Annotated in this window: 12 protein-coding genes; 3 read left to right on the top strand and 9 right to left on the bottom strand. The window is 71.2% G+C overall.

Annotated features, from left to right (window positions below; all coding sequences use genetic code 11):
- Positions 1 to 9: 9 nt before the first annotated feature.
- The 3 genes from ACRAKI_RS06655 to ACRAKI_RS06645 are packed head-to-tail and all read right to left on the bottom strand — an operon-like array spanning position 10 to position 2,683.
- On the bottom strand, positions 10 to 888 hold the full coding sequence (locus tag ACRAKI_RS06655; protein WP_447006164.1) for an ABC transporter permease: 879 nt from the start codon (positions 886 to 888) through the stop codon (positions 10 to 12).
- Positions 885 to 1,763: an ABC transporter permease gene (locus ACRAKI_RS06650; protein WP_447006163.1), complete on the bottom strand. Its 879-nt coding sequence runs from the start codon at positions 1,761 to 1,763 to the stop codon at positions 885 to 887. Before ACRAKI_RS06650 ends, ACRAKI_RS06655 begins: the two co-directional genes overlap by 4 nt.
- Positions 1,763 to 2,683 (bottom strand): ABC transporter ATP-binding protein, encoded by a 921-nt coding sequence (locus ACRAKI_RS06645; RefSeq protein WP_447006162.1) that lies wholly within the window; start codon positions 2,681 to 2,683, stop codon positions 1,763 to 1,765. Before ACRAKI_RS06645 ends, ACRAKI_RS06650 begins: the two co-directional genes overlap by 1 nt.
- Between ACRAKI_RS06645 and ACRAKI_RS06640 the strand changes: the two genes are divergently transcribed.
- Positions 2,642 to 3,406, top strand: a complete 765-nt coding sequence (locus ACRAKI_RS06640; protein WP_447006161.1) for an N-acetyltransferase family protein — start codon at positions 2,642 to 2,644, stop codon at positions 3,404 to 3,406. The genes ACRAKI_RS06645 and ACRAKI_RS06640 overlap by 42 nt on opposite strands.
- Here ACRAKI_RS06640 and ndk read toward each other — a convergent pair.
- The 6 genes from ndk to ACRAKI_RS06610 all read right to left on the bottom strand — a co-directional run bounded on the left by ndk (position 3,381) and on the right by ACRAKI_RS06610 (position 16,087).
- Positions 3,381 to 3,791, bottom strand: coding sequence for a nucleoside-diphosphate kinase (gene ndk / locus ACRAKI_RS06635; RefSeq protein WP_447006160.1), 411 nt, complete (start codon positions 3,789 to 3,791; stop codon positions 3,381 to 3,383). The two genes, ACRAKI_RS06640 and ndk, sit on opposite strands and share 26 nt — an antisense overlap.
- A gap of 150 nt (positions 3,792 to 3,941) precedes the next feature.
- Positions 3,942 to 9,461, bottom strand: a complete 5,520-nt coding sequence (gene pulA / locus ACRAKI_RS06630; protein WP_447006159.1) for a pullulanase-type alpha-1,6-glucosidase — start codon at positions 9,459 to 9,461, stop codon at positions 3,942 to 3,944.
- Between the two features lie 426 nt (positions 9,462 to 9,887).
- Entirely contained in the window at positions 9,888 to 11,435 is a 1,548-nt protein-coding gene (locus ACRAKI_RS06625) for an alkaline phosphatase D family protein (RefSeq protein WP_447006158.1), read from the bottom strand.
- A gap of 256 nt (positions 11,436 to 11,691) precedes the next feature.
- Positions 11,692 to 12,090, bottom strand: a complete 399-nt coding sequence (locus tag ACRAKI_RS06620; RefSeq protein WP_447006157.1) for a DUF4233 domain-containing protein — start codon at positions 12,088 to 12,090, stop codon at positions 11,692 to 11,694.
- On the bottom strand, positions 12,087 to 13,451 hold the full coding sequence (gene folC, locus ACRAKI_RS06615; RefSeq protein WP_447006156.1) for a bifunctional tetrahydrofolate synthase/dihydrofolate synthase: 1,365 nt from the start codon (positions 13,449 to 13,451) through the stop codon (positions 12,087 to 12,089). Before folC ends, ACRAKI_RS06620 begins: the two co-directional genes overlap by 4 nt.
- A complete protein-coding gene (locus ACRAKI_RS06610; protein WP_447006155.1) occupies positions 13,448 to 16,087 on the bottom strand; it encodes a valine--tRNA ligase in 2,640 nt (879 codons plus the stop codon). Before ACRAKI_RS06610 ends, folC begins: the two co-directional genes overlap by 4 nt.
- Positions 16,088 to 16,191: 104 nt before the next feature.
- Here ACRAKI_RS06610 and ACRAKI_RS06605 point away from each other — a divergent pair, with 104 nt between their 5' ends.
- Together ACRAKI_RS06605 and ACRAKI_RS06600 are read left to right on the top strand one after the other, a co-directional pair.
- Complete coding sequence (locus ACRAKI_RS06605) at positions 16,192 to 17,091, top strand: hypothetical protein (RefSeq protein ID WP_447006154.1); 900 nt, start codon at positions 16,192 to 16,194, stop codon at positions 17,089 to 17,091.
- 46 nt (positions 17,092 to 17,137) lie between these two features.
- Complete coding sequence (locus tag ACRAKI_RS06600; RefSeq protein WP_447006153.1) at positions 17,138 to 18,118, top strand: hypothetical protein; 981 nt, start codon at positions 17,138 to 17,140, stop codon at positions 18,116 to 18,118.
- Positions 18,119 to 18,198: the final 80 nt, after the last annotated feature.

The raw sequence follows: 18,198 nt of genomic DNA, 5'->3' as shown, positions 1-18,198 counted from the left end.
TCAACCAGGTCAGGTCAGCAGCAACTTGCCGAGCCGCCGTGCCGCGACAACCACTCCGATGCACGCCATCACCACGAAGTAGGCGACGTGGCCGAGCGCGCCCCAGCCGACATGACCCGTGGTCAGCGCCCTCATCAGCTCGATCGCGTGGTACAGCGGCGTCCACTCGACCACGACCTGCAGCCACCCCGGGTACACCGACAGCGGGTAGAAGGTGCCGGAGAACAGGAACAGCGGCATCACGGCCAGCTGCACCAGGTCGAAGTCGTGCCAGGACCGCATGTACGTGGCCGCGGCCATGCCGATCGCCGCGAAACCGAGCGCGACCAGGAGGGACGCCGGCAGGGCGAGCAGCGCCCACGGCGAGTCGATCAGCCCGAACCCGAGCATGACCGTGATGAACCCGCCCGCGTAGACGCCGCCCCGGATCAGGCACCAGGTGGCCTCGCCGACCGCGATGTCGACCGGGCCGAGCGGGGTGGCCAGCACCGCGTCGTACGTCTTGGCGTACTTGAACTTGAAGAACAGGTTGAACGTCGCCTCGAACACCGCGCCGTTCATCGCCGACGCCGCCAGCAGGGCGGGCGCGACGAACGCGGCGTAGGGCATCGGCCCGCCGGGGCCCTCGACGGTGGTGACCAGCCGGCCCAGGCCGAAGCCGAGGGAGAACAGGAAGAACAGCGGCTCGAAGAAGCCGGAGAACACCTGCATCCACGCCCGCTTGTTGACCAGGTAGGACCGCTCGATCAGGGTGTGCGAGCGGCCCGCGTACAGGCCCGGCGGGATGACGCGGAGCAGCAGGCCAGCGCCGTACTTCGGCCCGACCGGCGGGTTCGGGGTGTCCGAGCGGTCGGTTCGCGGTGCCCGGGTGGAGGACTCGCGGTTCATACGGCCAGCCTCCGGTGGAAGTAGCGGCGGCCCAGGACGACGCCGAGCGCGATCAGGGCGCACAGGTAGGCGACGTGGCCGAGGGCGGGCAGCAGGCGCAGGGTGCCGAAGGTGACGCCGCGGGCCAGCTCGATGCCGTGCCAGACCGGGGTGATCCAGGCCAGCGGGTGGATCCAGTCCGGCAGCTGGCTCATCGGGTAGAACCCGCCGGTGAACAGCGTCATCGGCATCACCAGGAAACGGAAGATCGCGTTGAACGAGTCCGGTTTCTCCCTGGTCGCGGTGTAGGCGACGGCGGGCGCGCTGAACGCCATGCCGGCGAGCACCGCGAACGGCACGGCCAGCAGCGCCGACGGGCTGGTGATCGCGCCCAGGGCGACGGCGATGCCGAGGAACACGATCGCGCCGGCGGCCAGGCGCAGCGCGTTCCACAGCAGCTGGCCGTAGAGGACCTGGCTCGACGTGAGCGGGGTGGACACCATCGCGAGGTACTTGCGCTGCCACTTGAACGCCGAGAACACCGCCCAGGTGGACTCGAACATGGTGTTCTGCACGGCGGTGATCACCAGCAGCGCCGGCGCCAGGAACACCACGTACCGGTAGCCGTCCGTGGCCTCGCCCACCTGCACCTGCGAGCCGAAGCCGATGCCCATGGCCAGCAGGAACAGCACCGGCTGGAGGAAGCTGGAGATGACCGTGGCCCGCCAGTTGCGGCGGTACCAGGTCCAGTGGTTCTCCACCACCAGCAGCGCGGCCCGCCACGGGCCGACCACCCGCGCGCCGGCCACGTCCGGCTCCCTCACGTCCAGGCCCTCCACGTCCGGCTCGCTCACGTCCGGGTCCGTCGCTCCGGTCCCCGTCAGTCCGGTGCTCATCAGTCCACCAACGTCCGACCGGTCAGGCGCAGGAACACGTCTTCCAGCGTGCTGCGGCGCACCAGGCTGGACACCGGCCGCACGCCCCGTGCGTGGGCCGCGGACAGCGCCGCCTCGCCGTCCGCGGTGTAGAGCAGCACCCGGTCCGGCAGGACCTCGACCCGTTCGGCCAGGTCGCGCACCTCGTCGGCGCTCTGCTCGCCGGGCGGGAACCGCAGCTCCAGCACCTCCCTGGTCGAGTACTGGTGGATCAGCTCGGACGGCGAGCCCTCGGCCGCGATCCGGCCGCCGTCCATCACCACCAGTCGGTCGCACAGCTGCTCGGCCTCGTCCATGTAGTGCGTGGTGATGATGAGCGTGACGCCGGACTGCTTGAGCCGGAACAGGCGGTCCCACAGCAGGTGGCGGGCCTGCGGGTCGAGGCCCGTGGTCGGCTCGTCGAGCAGCAGCAGGTCCGGGTCGTTGACCAGGGAGCGGGCGATGGTGAGCCGCCGCTTCATGCCGCCGGACAGCGGCTCCACCTCGGCGTCGGCGCGGTCGGTGAGCTGGGCGAACTCCATCAGCTCCACCGCGCGCTCGCGCACCGCGGCGCGGGACAGGCCGAAGTAGCGGCCGTAGACCTGGAGGTTCTGCCGGATGGTCAGCTCGGTGTCGAGGTTGTCCTGCTGCGGCACCACGCCGATCCGGGCGCGGATCTTCGGGCCGTCCACGTCCGGGTCCATGCCGAGCACGCTGAGCTCGCCGCCGGTGCGCGGTGAGACGCAGGAGACCATCCGCATGGTCGAGGACTTGCCCGCGCCGTTCGGGCCGAGGAAGCCGAACGCCTCCCCCTTGCCGACTTCGACGTCGATGCCTCGGACTGCTTCGAAGGAGCCGAAGTGCTTGGTCAGGCCCTTGGCGTGGACGAGGGTGGGGGTCACGCGCGTCACGGTAGCGGCGGGGTCCGACAATCCCGGAACGCTTTTAGGCTGGGTGCCGTGGAAATCGACCTGACCTGGCCGATCACGGCCGACGAACGACTTCGGTCCGAAGTGCACGAGGTGCTGCACGCCGTGGTGGCGGCGGGCGGCGCGATCGGCTGGGTGGACCCGCCCGTGCGGGCGCAGACCGACGCGTGGCTGGACCGCGTGCTCGGCTCGCCCGGTGACGGAGCGCTCGTCGTGGCCCGTGTGGACGGTGTGGTGCGCGGGACGGCGACGTGGAAGCGGTCGAACAGCGAGGTGTTCGCGCACATGGCCGAGCTGCGGCGGGTGACGGCGCACCCGGCGGCGCGCGGGCTCGGGTTGGGTTCGCGACTGGTGGGCGCGGTGATCGAGCACGCCCGTGCGGCCGGGCTGGAGGTGCTGACGCTCGGCGTGCGCGGCAACAACCACGGTGCGATCCAGCTGTACGAGAGCCTGGGCTTCCGCGAGTGGGGGCGGCTGCCGAACGCGATCTCGGTCGGCGACGTGCGGTTCGACGACGTCCGCATGTACCTGCCGTTGGGCCACCGCGAGGGTGTCGTGCTGCACGGCTCGGCCCCCGGCGGCCTCGGCTCGTCACCGGCGCGTGCCCAGGTCGGTCGGAATGGCGAGCGGCCCGGACCTCCGGCGAGGTCCGGGCCGTCCGCCGGGTCCGTCAGAGGTTCGGGAACCAGAGCTTGATCTCGCGCTCGGCGGACTCCGGCGAGTCCGAGCCGTGCACCAGGTTGAACTGGACCTCCAGGCCGAAGTCGCCCCGGATCGTGCCCGGCGTGGCCTTCTCGACCGGGTCGGTGCCGCCGGCCAGCTGGCGGAACGCGGCGATCGCCCGGGAGCCCTCGACCACCATGGCGACCAGCGGGCCGCCGGTGATGAAGTCGACCAGGTCGTTGTAGAAGCTCTTGCCGTCGTGCTCGGCGTAGTGCTGCTCCGCGGTCGCGCGGTCCACGGTGCGCAGTTCGAGAGCGGCCAGGGTGAGGCCCTTGCGCTCGATGCGGGAGATGACCTCGCCGACCAGGCCGCGGCTGACGCCGTCGGGCTTGACCAGGACCAGGGTGCGCTCGCTCACGGCGGTCAGTACTCCTTCGTACGGGATTGTGCAACTGGCTCAAGGGTAGCCGCAGCCACCCCGACGCCCGCCGTGGCCACCGGGTCGGGAAGCGCTCGGCGCGCAGGAGCGGGGGTTCCGCGGCCTGCGCGCCGAGGGCCGTCGCCCGGACTACCGGGTCAGGACGACCACCGAGCGGGCGGGGACCGTGACCGAGCCGTTGGCGACCGAGGCCTTGTCGCCGGTCAAGGCGTGGTTCTGCCACGTGCCCTCGACCGCGACGGACTTCTCCGCCGGGTACGGGTTGACGATCACCAGGATGCCGTCCAGGGCCGGGTCGGTGTCCGGGCCGGCGGTGTCGTCCAGCAACGCCGCGACGACGCCCGGCTCGGCCGCCGGGAACGACAGCTTCTGCTGCACCAGTCCCGCGTCGTTCAAGGTGAACAGCGGTGAGGACTTGCGGATGCGCAGCAGCTCCACCGTGTTGCCCAGAGCGGCTCGCATGTCGGCCGTGGAGGGCTTCAGCGCGGTGTTGGACAGCAAGGGGGCGGCGTAGGGCCACTTGTCCTCGTTGTCCGCCGCCGGGGGCAGGCCCCGACCGAAACCGTTGTCCCGCAACGACGGGTCGTAGCGGTTGAACCAGTCACCGGAGTCGTAGCTGTTGCGGTCCAACGACTTCGAGCGCAGGAACTCCGCACCCGCGTGCAGGAACGGTTGCCCCTGGCCGAGGAGCACGGGTGCGAGGGCGACCTTCTGCATCCGGACGCGGTCGGCCATCGAGGTGGTCGCGGGCAGCTTGTACACCTGCGAGTCGAACAGCGTCTCGTTGTCGTGCGCGTCCACGTACGTGATCACGTCGGCGGGCGAGCCCGTGTACCCCGCGGGCGATCCGTTGTACGACACGTCACGCCCGGAGACCACGCCACCGGACGTGGACTGGAACCGGTACGACGCCATGTTCCCCGCCATGCCCAGCTTCACCAGGTCGCTGTAGTTCGCCAGCCGCGCGGCCACGTCGCCGTTCTCGGGCGTGCCGTTGAGGTCGCCCGCCAGACCGGACGCGAGCCCTTGCACGCGGGGATCGGCGTCGAACGGACCGCCGCCGCGCACCGCGTCGCGCAACCTGTCGCTGAACGTGCCGATGCCCGTCCCGGCCATGTTGGCCTGCGTGGCCTGCTCGAACCGGGCGTTGCCGGCGACCTCGCCGAAGTCCCAGCCCTCGCCGTAGACGCGGATCTTCCGGCCGTCCACGCCGTCCTCGGCGACGGTCAACGCGTCCAGCGCCGCCCGCACGGCCAGGATGTTCGCCTTCGGGTGGTGGCCCATCAGGTCGAACCGGAAGCCGTCCACCTTGTACAGCTTCGCCCACCGCACCACGGAGTCCACGACGAGCTTGCCCATCATGGCGTTCTCGGTGGCGGTGTTCGCGCAGCACGTGGAGTTGGCGACGGCGCCGTCGAGGTCGAGCCGCTGGTAGTAGCCCGGCACCACCTTGTCCAGCACGGACGTCCGCGCGTCACCGGAGGCGGCGGTGTGGTTGTAGACCACGTCGACCACCACGCGGTTGCCGTTGTCGTGCAACGACTTCACCATCTCGCGGTACTGCTTGGAGCGGGCCCACCCGGTCTGCGCGTCGTCCGTGGCGTAGGAGCCCTCGGGCACGTCGTAGTGGTACGGGTCGTAGCCCCAGTTGAAGCCGTCCTTCCCGGCGACCTCGGCCAGGCACGCCTGCTGCGCGGAGGAATCGGCGGGCAACGACGCCAGGTCGCACGACGGCCGCTGCTGGTCCGAACGCTTCTCCGGGATCGTGGCGATGTCGAACGTCGGCAGCAGGTGCACGGTGTCCAGGCCCTCGGCGGCCAGCTCCCGCAGGTGGGTCATGCCGGTGGACGACGAGTGCGTGAACGCGCGGTAGGTGCCCCGGTCGCCTTCGGGCACGGACGCGTCACCGATCGAGAAGTCCCGGACGTGCAGTTCGGTGATGCCGTGCTCGGTCGGGTCGTCGTCCAGGCCGCGGGCGACGTGCCCGGCCCAGTCGGCGGGCATGGTCCGCGCGTCGCCGAGGTCGGCGAACTGCGAGTGCGTCGAGTCGACCGCCAACGCCACCGAGTACGGGTCGGTCACGGTCACCGTGCGTCCGGCGACGGTCACCTCGTACAGGTAGAACTTGTCCCGCCACGCCCCGGACGCCGTCCACGAGCCGGACGCGTCGTCCCGCGCCATGTCCACGGTCGTGGCCGCCGAGCCGGGCTCGTCGGACACCTGGAGCTTGACCGACGACGCCGTGGGCGCCCACAGCCGCGCCGTCACGTTGTCGCCGTCGAACGTCGGCCCGTAGGCCAACCGCGCGGCGGCGTCGGCGAACCGGTCGTCCAGCACACCGGCGATCTGCACGCCCGTGCGGTGCCGCAGACCACCGCCGGCGTCGACGTGCACGGCGGACAGCTTGCCCCGCAACGCCTCGTCCAGCCGTGCCCCGTCACGCACCCGGAACACCGGCTTGCCCCGCAAGTGCGGGAACTTCGCCGGCACGGCCTCCGACGACGGCTCCAGCCGCAGCACCTTGCCGCCGTACTCCAGCCGGTAACCGTCGGAGGCCACCACCGGCACGTCCCACACCACCAGGTCCTTCGACACCCAGACGGCCTTCGACCTGGTCAGGTCGTCCTCCACGCCGGCACCGCCCGAAGGCGGCAGCACGTAGGAGATCGAGCCGTCCGGCCTGGTGGAGCCGGAGACGTACCAGACCTCGTAGCCGGTGCCCGTGACGTCGAGGAACTGGTCCGGGCCGGGGTCCTTGGCGTCGCCCTTGTGGATGATGTTGCTCAGCCCGGCCGCGCCCGGCTCCAACGGCACCGACCAGTACACGCCGAACCCGTCCGTGCCGTCCGGCACGCGTGACTGGTTCCAGCCCGGACTCGGTTCCAGCGAGCCGGTCCAGTGGTAGAGCGTCCAGTCGGCGTAGTCGCCGGCGGGGCGGTTGTAGTGGATCACCGCGCGGTTCTGCGCGGCGGCGAGGCTCGCGAACACCTCGTCGCCGGCGACCCACGCGTGCCCGGCCGTGCTGCCGGACGCTTCGACCGTCCCGCCGCGCAGCACGGAGAACTCGACGGGCGCGGTCGCCGGGATGGTCGCCACTCCCCCGTCGAACGGGTGGTCGGCGCCGCCCGCGCGCACCACGAGCCCCGTGGCGTCACCGGTGTGCGTCACCACGGCCTGGCCGGTGGCGGCGACCTCGGTGGCGTGCACCGCGGCCTGCCCCTGCTTGAGCCACACCTGCGGCGTCACGCTCGGGTCGATGAACCGGTCCCCTTCGGTGTCCTTCTCGTCGCCGCGGTGGGCGATGATCCCGACCGATCTCGCGCCCGGCTTGAGCTTGATCCAGGCGAACCGGCCGTACGGCGTCTCACCGGCGAACGGCAGCGGCGCGTCCCACGTCGGCGCGTTCTCGACGTCGCCCCACGCGTGCAGGCCCCACCCGTCGTAGTCGCCGGCCGGGCGGTTGTAGTGCACGACCAGCCAGTCGGACGTCACCGCGCCGGGCGGTTCGACCTCCGGCGCGGCGACCAGGCCGATCCGGGCGCCGTCCGCGCCCAACGTGCCCTTGGCGTCCTTGGCCACGACCCTGACCTCGACGTCCTTGCCCACCGCCGCACCCGGCAGCGTGGCGAGGTCGGCGAACACCCGGTACGGCGCGGCGTCGTCGGTGCCGAGCACCTGCCAGTCGCGTTCACCCGCGACCCGCGCGGCGAACGTGGCCTGCGCGTACGGCGAGGTGATGCCGTCCGCGCGCAGCTCGACCCGGTCGTCCAGCACGGTGCCGACCGGCGGCACGGCCAACGTGGGCGTGGGCGCGGCGGCCTTGAGCTTGCCGGTCGACTTGAGCACCAGGGCGGACAACGCGGGCACGGTCACGGTGACCTTGCCGTCGACCGGCTTCACCTGCGACCCGGCGGTGGGCCAGATCGGCCGGTAGCCCTTGCCGGCCGCCGGGACGTCGACGGTCGCGGGCGCGGTGCCGGCGTTGGCCACGACCAGGTGTTCGACCTGCTGGGTGCGGCCCGTGCGGCTGAACGCGATCACGTCACCCTGGGCGACCTTGAGCGTCTGGTTGCCGTCGCGCCACACCGGGTCGGCGTCCACGAACTTCGCCAGGCCCTTGAGCTGCCGGTACAGCGGGTGGTCGGGGTTGAAGTTGTCCACCGCGCCGGTGCGGTCGCTGCCGACCAGGTCCTCGGCGGCGTACTCGGGGGTCTGCGAGGCGAACATGTCCTGCCGGGCGACCTTGTCGCCGCCGGTGCCCGCGAAACCCTGCTCGTCGCCGTAGTAGACGACCGGGTTGCCGCGCCACAGGTACATCAGGGCGTTGCCCAGCTCCAGCCGGTCCAGCAGCTCGTCCTCGGAGATGCCCGGACGGCTCTGCCGGACCATCCACGCGAGGCGGCCCATGTCGTGGTTGCCGAGGAACGTCGGCAGCGAGGAGGCGTTGGAGTCCGCGTCGGTGTAGCGGTCGTCGTCCACCAGCACTTCACCGAGGCGCGCCGCGCCCTGGCCGGACAGGAACGTGGCCGCGCCGCTCTGGAACGGGAAGTCCAGCGTGGCCTGCATCCTGCCGGTGGTGGTGTAGCGGGAGGTGCGCGCCGGGTCGGCGTCGAACACCTCGCCGAAGACGAAGAAGTCCTTCTTGCCGCGCATCTCCGCGTACTGCTTCACGTGCGGGGCGAGGGCCTGCCAGAACTCCATGTTGACGTGCTTGACGGTGTCCACGCGGTAGCCGTCGATGCCCAGCGTGTCGATCCAACTGGTGAAGATGCCCTTCATGCCCTCGACGACCGTCGGGTGCTCGGTCATCAGGTCGTCCAGGCCGAAGAAGTCGCCGTACTCGTTGGACTCGCCGCTGAACGTCGAGTCGCCGCGGTTGTGGTAGAGCTGCGGGTCGTTCAGCCAGGCCGGGGTCTTCTCCCCCTTGACGACCGGCGTGTACGGCGCGGTCAGCTTCGGGAAGTCCTCCTGCCCGGCGATCGCGGCGATGTCGACCGGGTTGCCCTGCTCGTCCAGGTACGGCTGGGCGCCCGTGCCGATGTAGCCGTACTCGCCCTCGGCGTAGTCGATCAGGTCGGCGGTGTGGTTGGCGACGATGTCGAAGAAGACCTTGATGTCGCGGCGGTGCGCCTCGCGGATGAGCCGCCGCATGTCCTCGGTCGTGCCGAAGTGCGGGTCCAGCTTGGTGAAGTCGGTGGTCCAGTAGCCGTGGTAGCCGGCCGAGATGTCGTCACCGGAGCCCTGCACCCAGCGGTTCTGGAACATCGGGGTCATCCAGATCGCGGTGATCCCCATGCCGTCCAGGTAGTCGATCTTGTCGTGCAGGCCCTTGAGGTCGCCGCCGTGGTAGAAGCCCTTGTCGGTGGGGTCGAAGCCGCTCTTGAGCCGGTCGGTCTCGGTCGTGCCGCCCCGGTCGTTGCGCGGATCGCCGTTGGCGAACCGGTCCGGCATCACGAAGTAGAACCGCTCACCCGTGATGTCGGCCCGCAGCGCGTCCTTGGCCAGCGCCTTGTCGGTGCGCTGGACGCCTGGCGCGATGTCCGTGACGGCGCCGACGGCGAGCCGTTGGACTTCGGCCGCGGCGCCTGTGGGTAGTGGGACGAACGGCACAACGGCCAGGGCGATGAGCGCGGCGACGGCCCGACGCATCGCGACCTCCTTGTCGCAAGAATTTGCAACCACACCCCGACGGGAAGCCGGGGCGAGGTGCACAAAACCACGACGATCGCGGCGCGAACAAGGCCCAGACGGCTGCAAGTCCTTGCAGAACCTTGCGTCAACCCCGGTACGGCCGGATCCAGTCCCCCACGGGTCCTTCACGGCGGAGTTCCGCGGCATGCCCGTGGCACTCGTCCAGGGCCGGCACGAGCAGGCCGAACGTGCTCGTGCCGCGTAGGACTCCACCGCCGCGGTCGGATCGTCCACGGCGAGCTTGACTGCACCGGGAGAACGTCCAGGCAGCGCAGCGCCAGGATCAACCGGGCGCGGCGCACCTGTTCGCGCCGGTAGCGCCGGTAGCCCGACGCCGGGTCGACGACGTCGGGCGTGAGGAGCCCGACGTCGTCGCACGCCCGGTCAGCGGCGCTCGGGTCGGAGGGTCTTGCTCCACAGCGACGCGCCCTTGATGTCGCGCAGCCACACGGTCAGCTCCCCGTCACGCGACACCTCGACCTCGCCGAAGTGCTGGAACCCGTCCAACGGGGTGGTGTTGGCGGCCGGTGGGGCGTTGACGAAGACGGCTTCCGGGCCGAACGTCGGGTCGAGCGCGTTCGGGCCGAACGCGCCCGCGTTCAGCGGACCGGAGACGAACTCCCAGAACGGGTCGAAGTCCTGGAACGACGCCCGCGCCGGCGAGTAGTGGTGCGCGGCGGTGTAGTGGACGTCGGCGGTCAGCCACACCGTGTTGCGCACGCGCCGCCGCTTCAGCTCGCTCAGCACCCACGCCAGCTCGTGCTCACGTCCGCCCGGCGCGCCCGGCAGCCCGTTCGCCACGCCCTCGATGTCGGCGCCGTCCGGCACGATCACGCCGATCGGCAGGTCCGCGGCGATGATCTTCCAAGTGGCCCGGCTGCGGTCCAGGGAGTCGACCAGCCACTTCGCCTGCTTCTCGCCGAGCACGACGCCCCGCCCGTCGCGCGGTGACGTGTTGGCGTCCTTGTACGACCGCATGTCCAGCACGAACACCTCGACGTGCGAGCCGTACGCGAACTTCCGGTACACCCGCCCGTCCACCGCCTGCCGCGGGTCGATCGGCTGCCACTCGTGGAACGCCCGGAACGCCCGCGCGGCCAGCACGTCCACCCTCTTCTCGGTGTACAGCGGCGAGGTCAGGATCTCGCCCGGGTACCAGTTGTTGGTCACCTCGTGGTCGTCCCACTGCACGATCATCGGCACCTGCGCGGCGAACGCCCGGTACTGCGGGTCGAGCAGGTTGTAGGCGAACTGGCCGCGGTACTCGTCCAGCGTCTCGGCGACCTTCAGCTTCTCCGGGATCACCAGGTTCCGCCACACGCGCCCGTCGGGCAGCGTCACGGACTCCTTCAGCGGGCCGTCCGCGTACACCGTGTCGCCGCTGTTGATGAAGAAGTCGGGCCGGCGGGCGGCCATCGCGCCGAAGATCGGCATACCGCCCAGGTCCGGGTTGCTGCCCCAGCCCTGCCCCGCCACGTCACCGGACCACACGAACCGAACGTCGTCACGGCCGTGCGGCGCGGTGCGGAAGCTGCCCGTCACGGCCTCACTGCGGGTGCGACCGTCCAGGTCCTCGGCGACGACCCGGTAGTGCACCTCCCGCCCACCGGGCAGGCCACGCAGCCGCACCCGACCCGTGCCACCGGACTCGGGCGTCAACAGCGGCCCGCGCACGGTCTTCGAGTGCCGGAACGCCGGGTCCGACGAGAACTCCACCACCATCCGCGACGGCCGGTCGGCCCGCGTCCACACCAGACCGCCGTCGGACGTCACGTCACCGGACTGCACGCCGTGCGTGAGCACCGGCCGGTCGCCACCCCGGGCCAACGCCACACCGCCGGGCACCGCCAGACCCCCGGGCACGAACGCCGCGGCCGTGCCGATCGCACCGGCGCGCAGCAGCGTCCGCCGGTTCACCACACCATCGCTCATGGGCGGGTTTGTAATCGGTGAAGCCGAATTCCGGGTGAACGGAGCCCGTCGTGCACAGGCCCAGTGCGGAGCGACCTGTCGTACCGGGGTACGGGCCTGACCGGTACCCCGGTACGACAGGCGAAGCCGGCCCCGGGTACGGAGACCGTGACCGCGTCTGGCAGCTGGCTGTACCCGTTGTGACCACATCGGCGCGGTCGGACGCCCGATCACCGCCGACCCCGGTCTCGGCGGGGCCCGGGGCGGGCCGCTGACGTCAGCCCTGCTGCTGGCTGGGCAGCCGACCTTCGGCCATGCGCTTCGCCACGTCACGCCGCAGCCACAGCAGGTACACCCAGACCAGGCTGAACACCACGCCGATGCCGCCGAGCGCGGTCAGGGTGAACCACGACGCCACCATCACGACGTGGATCGCCGCGATCACGTACACCGCCCACGAGCGCTTCAACAGCGCGCACGTCGCGATCAGCGCGGCGATCAGCCCGAGCACCAGGTACCCGGTGCCGGTGCCGACACCGCCGCCCAGCTTCGCCACCACCGGCAGCGCCAGGGCGACGACGATCGCCTCCAGGATCAGCGTGCCCGCCATGATGCCGCGGAACGACTTCATCGGGTCTTTCTTCGGCGCCGGCGCCGGTGTGGCGGCGGAGGTCATGACGGCTCCTTGCCGAACAGCGCCCGCGCGTCGCCCGCCGTGACGACCGAGCCGGTCACCACGACACCGCCGCCGGGCAGCACGTCACCGTCGTCGCTCTCCTCGGCCAGCCGCACGGCCTCCTCGATCGCGTCGTCCAGGTGTGGCCGCACGACCATCCGGTCCTCGCCGAAGATCGAGATCGCCACCCCGGCCAGCAGGTCGGGGTCCATCGCGCGGGGCGAGGAGTTGGCCGTCAGCACGACTTCCTGCACGACCGGCTCCAGCGCGCTGAGGATCCCCACCGCGTCCTTCTCCTGCATCACGCCGACCACGGCGACCAGCTTGCGGAAGCCGAACTCCTCGTCCAGCGCCTTCGCCAACGCCTCCGCGCCGTGCGGGTTGTGCGCGGCGTCCACCAGCACGGTGGGCGCGGACCGGACGCGTTCCAGCCGGCCCGGCGAGCTGACCGTGGCGAACGCCTCGCGCACCGCGTCCACGTCGAGCCGCCGGTCGGCGCCCGCACCGAAGAACGCCTCCACCGACGCCAGGGCCAACGCCGCGTTCGCCGCCTGGTGCGCGCCGTGCAGCGGCAGGAACACCTCGTCGTACTCGCCGCCGAGCCCCTGCAGCCGCAGCATCTGCCCGCCCACCGCGACATCCCGCTGGATGACGCCGAACTCGGACCCGAGCCGCGCGATGGACGCGTCCACCTCGGCGCACCGCTTCAGCAGCACCTGTTCGACGGCGGGGTCCTGCTGGGCCAGCAACGCGACCGCACCGGGCTTGATGATCCCGGCCTTCTCCTCCGCGATGCCCGCCAGGTCGCTGCCCAGGTACTCGACGTGGTCGAGCCCGATGGGCGTGATGACCGCGATCCGGCCGTCGGCGACGTTCGTCGCGTCCCACGACCCGCCCATGCCGACCTCGACCACGGCGACGTCCACCGGCGAATCCGCGAACGCCGCGAACGCCATCCCGGTGAGCACCTCGAACTTGCTCATCGGCACGTCGCCGCGCGAGTCCACCAGGGCCAGGTACGGCTCGATGTCGCGGTAGATCTCGACGTACCGCTCGGGGGTGACCGGCGCGCCGTCCACGGAGATCCGCTCGGTGGCGAGCTGGAGGTGCGGGCTGGTGTACCGGCCCGTGCGCAGCCCGATCCGGGTGAACAGCGCGTCGATCATCCGGGAGGTGGACGTCTTGCCGTTCGTGCCGCCGACGTGCACCACCGGGTACGTGTGCTGCGGGTCGCCGAGCAGGTCCGCCAACGCCCGGATGCGGTCGAGGCTGGGCTCCAGCTTCGTCTCGGGCCAGCGGGTGTTCAGCTCCAGCTCGACCTGGCGCAGCTCCTCCAGCGCCCCCGTCTCGAACCCGCTCACGACTGCTGCCCCTGCGGCAGGGTCTCGAGGCGGGCGTGGATGCGGTCGATCTCGGCGTTGGCCGCCGCCAACCGGGCCTGGATCTTGGCGACCACCTCGGCGGGCGCCTTGTCCAGGAACGCGGCGTTGCCGAGCTTGCCCTCGCACTGGGCGCGTTCCTTCTCCGCCACGGCGAGGTCCTTGGCGAGCCGCTTGCGCTCGGCGGCCACGTCGACCGTGCCGGACAGGTCCAGCTCGACCTTCACCGTGCCGGCGGGCAGGCCGACGTCCAGCGACACGGTGACCGAGAAGTCGTCGCCGGGCTCGGTCATCCGGGACAGCGTCCGCACGGCCGCCACCTGGTCGGTCAGGTCGACGCAGCACGCGCCGCGCACCTTGCCCGCGACCTTCTGGGCGGGCTTGAGGCCCTGGTCGGAGCGGAACCGGCGGATCTCGGTGACCAGCTTCTTCAGGCCCTCGATCCGGGTGGCGGCGACCTCGTCGCGCGCGATCCCGGTCGGCTTCGGCCAGTCCGCGACCACCAGCGACTCGCCGCCGGTCAACGTGGTCCACAGCGTCTCGGTGATGAACGGCGTGAGCGGGTGCAGCAGCCGCAGCACGACGTCGAGCACGTGGCCGAGCACGGACTGGGTGGCCTCGGCACGCGCGCCGCCCTCGGCGATCTGGACCTTGGCCAGCTCCAGGTACCAGTCGCAGAACTCGTCCCACGTGAAGTGGTAGAGCCCTTCGCTGAGCTTCGCGAACTGGAACGACTCGAACTGCCCGTCCACATCGGACACCAGCTGGTCGAGCAGGTCGAGGATCCAGCGGTCGGCGTCGGTCAGCTCGTCGCGCGGCGGCAGCGGGCGGTCGACGGTCGCGCCGTTGCTCAACGCGAAGCGGGTGGCGTTCCACAGCTTCGTGGTGAAGTTGCGGGAGCCGGCGGCCCACTCCTCCGCCACGGCGAGGTCCGAACCCGGGCTGGTGCCGCGCAGCAGCGTGAACCGGGTGGCGTCCGCGCCGTAGGTGTCCATCCAGTCGAGCGGGTCGATGCCGTTGCCGCGCGCCTTGGACATCTTCTTGCCGTGCTGGTCGCGGATGAGACCGTGCAGGAAGACGTGGTCGAACGGCTGCTTGCCGTCCATCGCGTACAGGCCGAACATCATCATCCGGACGACCCAGAAGAACAGGATGTCGTAGCCGGTGGACAGCACGCTGGTCGGGTAGAACTTCGCCAGGTCGCCGGTCTGCGTCGGCCAGCCCAGCGTGGAGAACGGCCACAGCGCCGAGGAGAACCACGTGTCGAGGACGTCCTCGTCCTGCACCCAGCCCTCGCCGGGGGCCTCCTCGTCCGGGCCGACGCACAGGACCTCGTCGTTCGGGCCGTACCAGACCGGGATGCGGTGGCCCCACCACAGCTGGCGCGAGATGCACCAGTCGTGCAGGTTGTCCACCCAGTCGAAGTAGCGCTTGGACAGCTCGGCCGGGTGAATCGTGGTGCGGCCGTCGCGGACGGCGTCGCCGGAGGCCTTCGCCAGCGGCTCGACCTTGACCCACCACTGCATGGACAGGCGCGGCTCGACGACCGTGTCGCAGCGCGAGCAGTGGCCGACCGAGTGGGTGTACGGCCGCTTCTCGGCGACGATCCGACCCATCTCGCGCAGCGCGGCCACGACGGCGGGACGCGCCTCGAACCGGTCCAGGCCGTCGAAGGGGCCGTTGACCGTGATCACGCCGCGCCCGTCCATCACGGTCAGCGCGGGCAGGTTGTGGCGCTGGCCGATCTCGAAGTCGTTCGGGTCGTGCGCAGGGGTCACCTTGACCGCGCCGGTGCCGAACGCCGGGTCGACGTGCTCGTCGCCGACGACCGGCACGAACCGGCCGGTCAGCGGGACCTCGACCTCGGTGCCGATGAGGTGCTGGTACCGCTCGTCCTCCGGGTGGACCGCGACGGCGGTGTCACCGAGCATCGTCTCGGCGCGCGTGGTCGCGACCACGATCGAGCTCTCGCCCGAGCCGTAGCGGATCGAGACCAGCTCGCCCTCGTCGTCGGAGTGGTCGACCTCGATGTCGGACAGCGCGGTCTGGCAGCGCGGGCACCAGTTGATGATCCGCTCGGCCCGGTAGACAAGACCCTCGTCGTAGAGCTTCTTGAAGATCGTCTGGACGGACCGGGACAGGCCCTCGTCCATGGTGAAGCGCTCGCGGGACCAGTCGACGCCGTCGCCGAGCCGGCGCATCTGGTTGAGGATCTTGCCGCCGTACTCGGCCTTCCACTCCCAGACCCGCTCGACGAACTTCTCGCGGCCCAGGTCGTGCCGGGACATGCCTTCGCCGGCGAGCGAGCGCTCGACCACGTTCTGCGTCGCGATGCCCGCGTGGTCCATGCCGGGCAGCCACAGGACCTCGTAGCCCTGCATGCGGCGGCGGCGGGTCAGGGCGTCCATCACGCTGTGGTTGAGCGCGTGGCCCATGTGCAGGCTGCCGGTGACGTTCGGCGGCGGGAGGACGATGGTGTACGGCGGCTTGTCGCTGGCGGCGTCGGCCGTGAAGTAGCCGCGCTCGACCCACCGCTCGTACAGTCCGGCCTCTACCTCGGCCGGGTTCCACGCCGACGGGAGTTCGGATCGCTGCGGTGCGGTGGGCGTCTCAGTCACGGTCGAAGTCTACGGAGGAGCGGGTATCGACTTCTCACCAGATACCTGCTAGCGGTTTCGGTGAGGCTTCGCGACCGGGGTCGCGGGGAGGACTGGGGTGGCACGTGGACGAGTACCGCATCGAGGACCATCCGGACCTCCAGGGCAACGGGTGGGCGCGCGACGCCGTGCGGCGGGCCGAGCGCGAGGCGCGGGTGCGGCGGCTGAAGTCGTTGCCGAGGCGGCCCCGGCGGCGGTTCTGGATCGGGTCGGCGATCGTGGTGGCGGCGCTGCTGCTGGCGTGGGCGGTGTTCGAGACGGAGTCCGGTTCGCCGGCGGGACAGCGCGCGGTCGACCTGGACGAGCCCTTCGCGGGCACGTCGGCGGCGTCCTGGGCCGATGGCGACGCCGGGGTGGTGGTGCCGGAGGCGCAGCAGGTGGGCGCCTACTCCGCCGACCAGGTCGCGGCGGCCTACCAGCGGGTGCGCGAGGCGGTGATCGCGGCCCGGCTGGACCGGCGGGTGGTGGAGCAGCACGACCTGGAGCCGTTCTTCGCGCTGTTCGCACCGGACCTGCGCGACTCGCTGCGGGTGCTGTTCGACGGCCGCAACGACGGTGAGGCGGCACTGGCCGCGACGCGGGTGGACAAGGGCTCGCGGCTCGCGGAGGCGGAGCCGAAGGTGCGCGGCGAGATGGTCGCCGAGGTCGGGTCGGAAGGTGAGCTGGCGGTGCTCACGGACTACACGTTCGCCTACGCGTTCGTGCCCGCCGAGCCGGACGCGGTGCGCGGGCCGATGGACGTGGTGGCGTTCTCGCGGTTCCAGGTGCGGTACGCGGTGCGGACGGGCGGTCCCGGTGTGGAAGGGCTGTGGGCGGACGCGTCGGCGGGCTCGCTTCACTCGATCGCGTGCTCGGCCGCCAAGCGCGGCTACCTCGCGCCCGCGTTCGCCGAGCCGTCGCTGCCCCCGGGCCTCGACTTCGACCTCGGCACGCCGTCGTCACCGGCCGACGGCTGCCCCGACTGACTCGGCCGTCCGGCGTAGTAACGCGGACGATCCCTAGTCCGATCGAGTGAGAGCACCGATCGAGCGTGGGGGCACTGTGGACGCGTACGGGCTGGAAGACCACCCCGATCTGAACGACCAGGAGTGGATCAGGGAGGCGACCCGGCGGGCCGAGAAGGAGGCCCGCGCGATGCGGCCCAAGCGCCGGCGCCGGCTGCGGCTGCCCGGCGGCCGGACCAGGACGATCACCGCGGTGGCACTCGTCGCGGCGATGCTGGTCGGGGTGTCGCTGTGGAGCGGGTTCGGCCGGGACGCCTCACAACCGAACGCCGTGTTCGGGATCGACCTGGACCGGCCGTTCAGGGGCACGCCCGCCGAGGGCTGGGCGGACGGCGAGGCCGGGGTCGTCGCCCCCGAGGCGGTGGCGGTCGGCGAGTTCTCCGCCGAGCAGGTCGCGCAGGCCTACGGCCGGGTGCGGGAGGCCGTGATCACCTCACGCCTGGACCGGCGGGTGGTGGAGCAGCACGACGTGGAGCCGTTCCTCGGGCTGCTCGCGCCGGACCTCCAAGACCACATGCGCCCGCTGTTCGACGGTCGCCATGACGATGAGGCGAGCCTGGTCGTGACGCGGGTGGACCGGGGCTGGAAGCTGCTGCCCGCCGAGCCGAAGGTCAACGGCACCATGCGCGCCGAGGCCGGCAAGGCCGGTGAACTGTTCGTGCACACGAACTACGTGATCGCCTACGCGTTCGCCGCGGACGAGCCGGGCAGGCTGACCGACCCGATGGAGATCGTCGCGGTCAGCCGGAAGGACACGAGCTACGTGCTGCGCTCCGGCCCGGAGTTCCGCGACGCCAGCCACGGCCTCTGGACCGACGAGTCCAACGGGTACACCTATTCGATGTCGTGCGAGGCGGCGGAACGAGGTTTCCTCGCGCCCTGGATCGCCGACCGGAAGACCAGCGACGCAGGCACGGTCGACGACCGTGAGGGGCCCTTCGACCCGAATCGGTCCCTGACGACCGTCCCCGACGACTGCCAAGAGTGACGGGTCACCCGTTCGGACGATTCGTTCGATAGTGGCGCCGCTCACAATTGACGTCGATCACCGGTCGTCGTCGCAGGTGG

The organism is Saccharothrix isguenensis (assembly GCF_052936305.1).
This window is presented reverse-complemented; position numbering and strand designations above follow the sequence as displayed.

Bases quoted from the DNA above. Each gene is read 5' to 3' on its own strand.
- pulA (WP_447006159.1), bottom strand. From the start codon at position 9,461: ATGCGTCGGGCCGTCGCCGCGCTCATCGCCCTGGCCGTTGTGCCGTTC.
- ACRAKI_RS06620 (WP_447006157.1), bottom strand. From the start codon at position 12,090: ATGACCTCCGCCGCCACACCGGCGCCGGCGCCGAAGAAAGACCCGATG.
- ACRAKI_RS06650 (WP_447006163.1), bottom strand. From the start codon at position 1,763: ATGAGCACCGGACTGACGGGGACCGGAGCGACGGACCCGGACGTGAGC.
- ACRAKI_RS06655 (WP_447006164.1), bottom strand. From the start codon at position 888: ATGAACCGCGAGTCCTCCACCCGGGCACCGCGAACCGACCGCTCGGAC.
- ACRAKI_RS06625 (WP_447006158.1), bottom strand. From the start codon at position 11,435: ATGAGCGATGGTGTGGTGAACCGGCGGACGCTGCTGCGCGCCGGTGCG.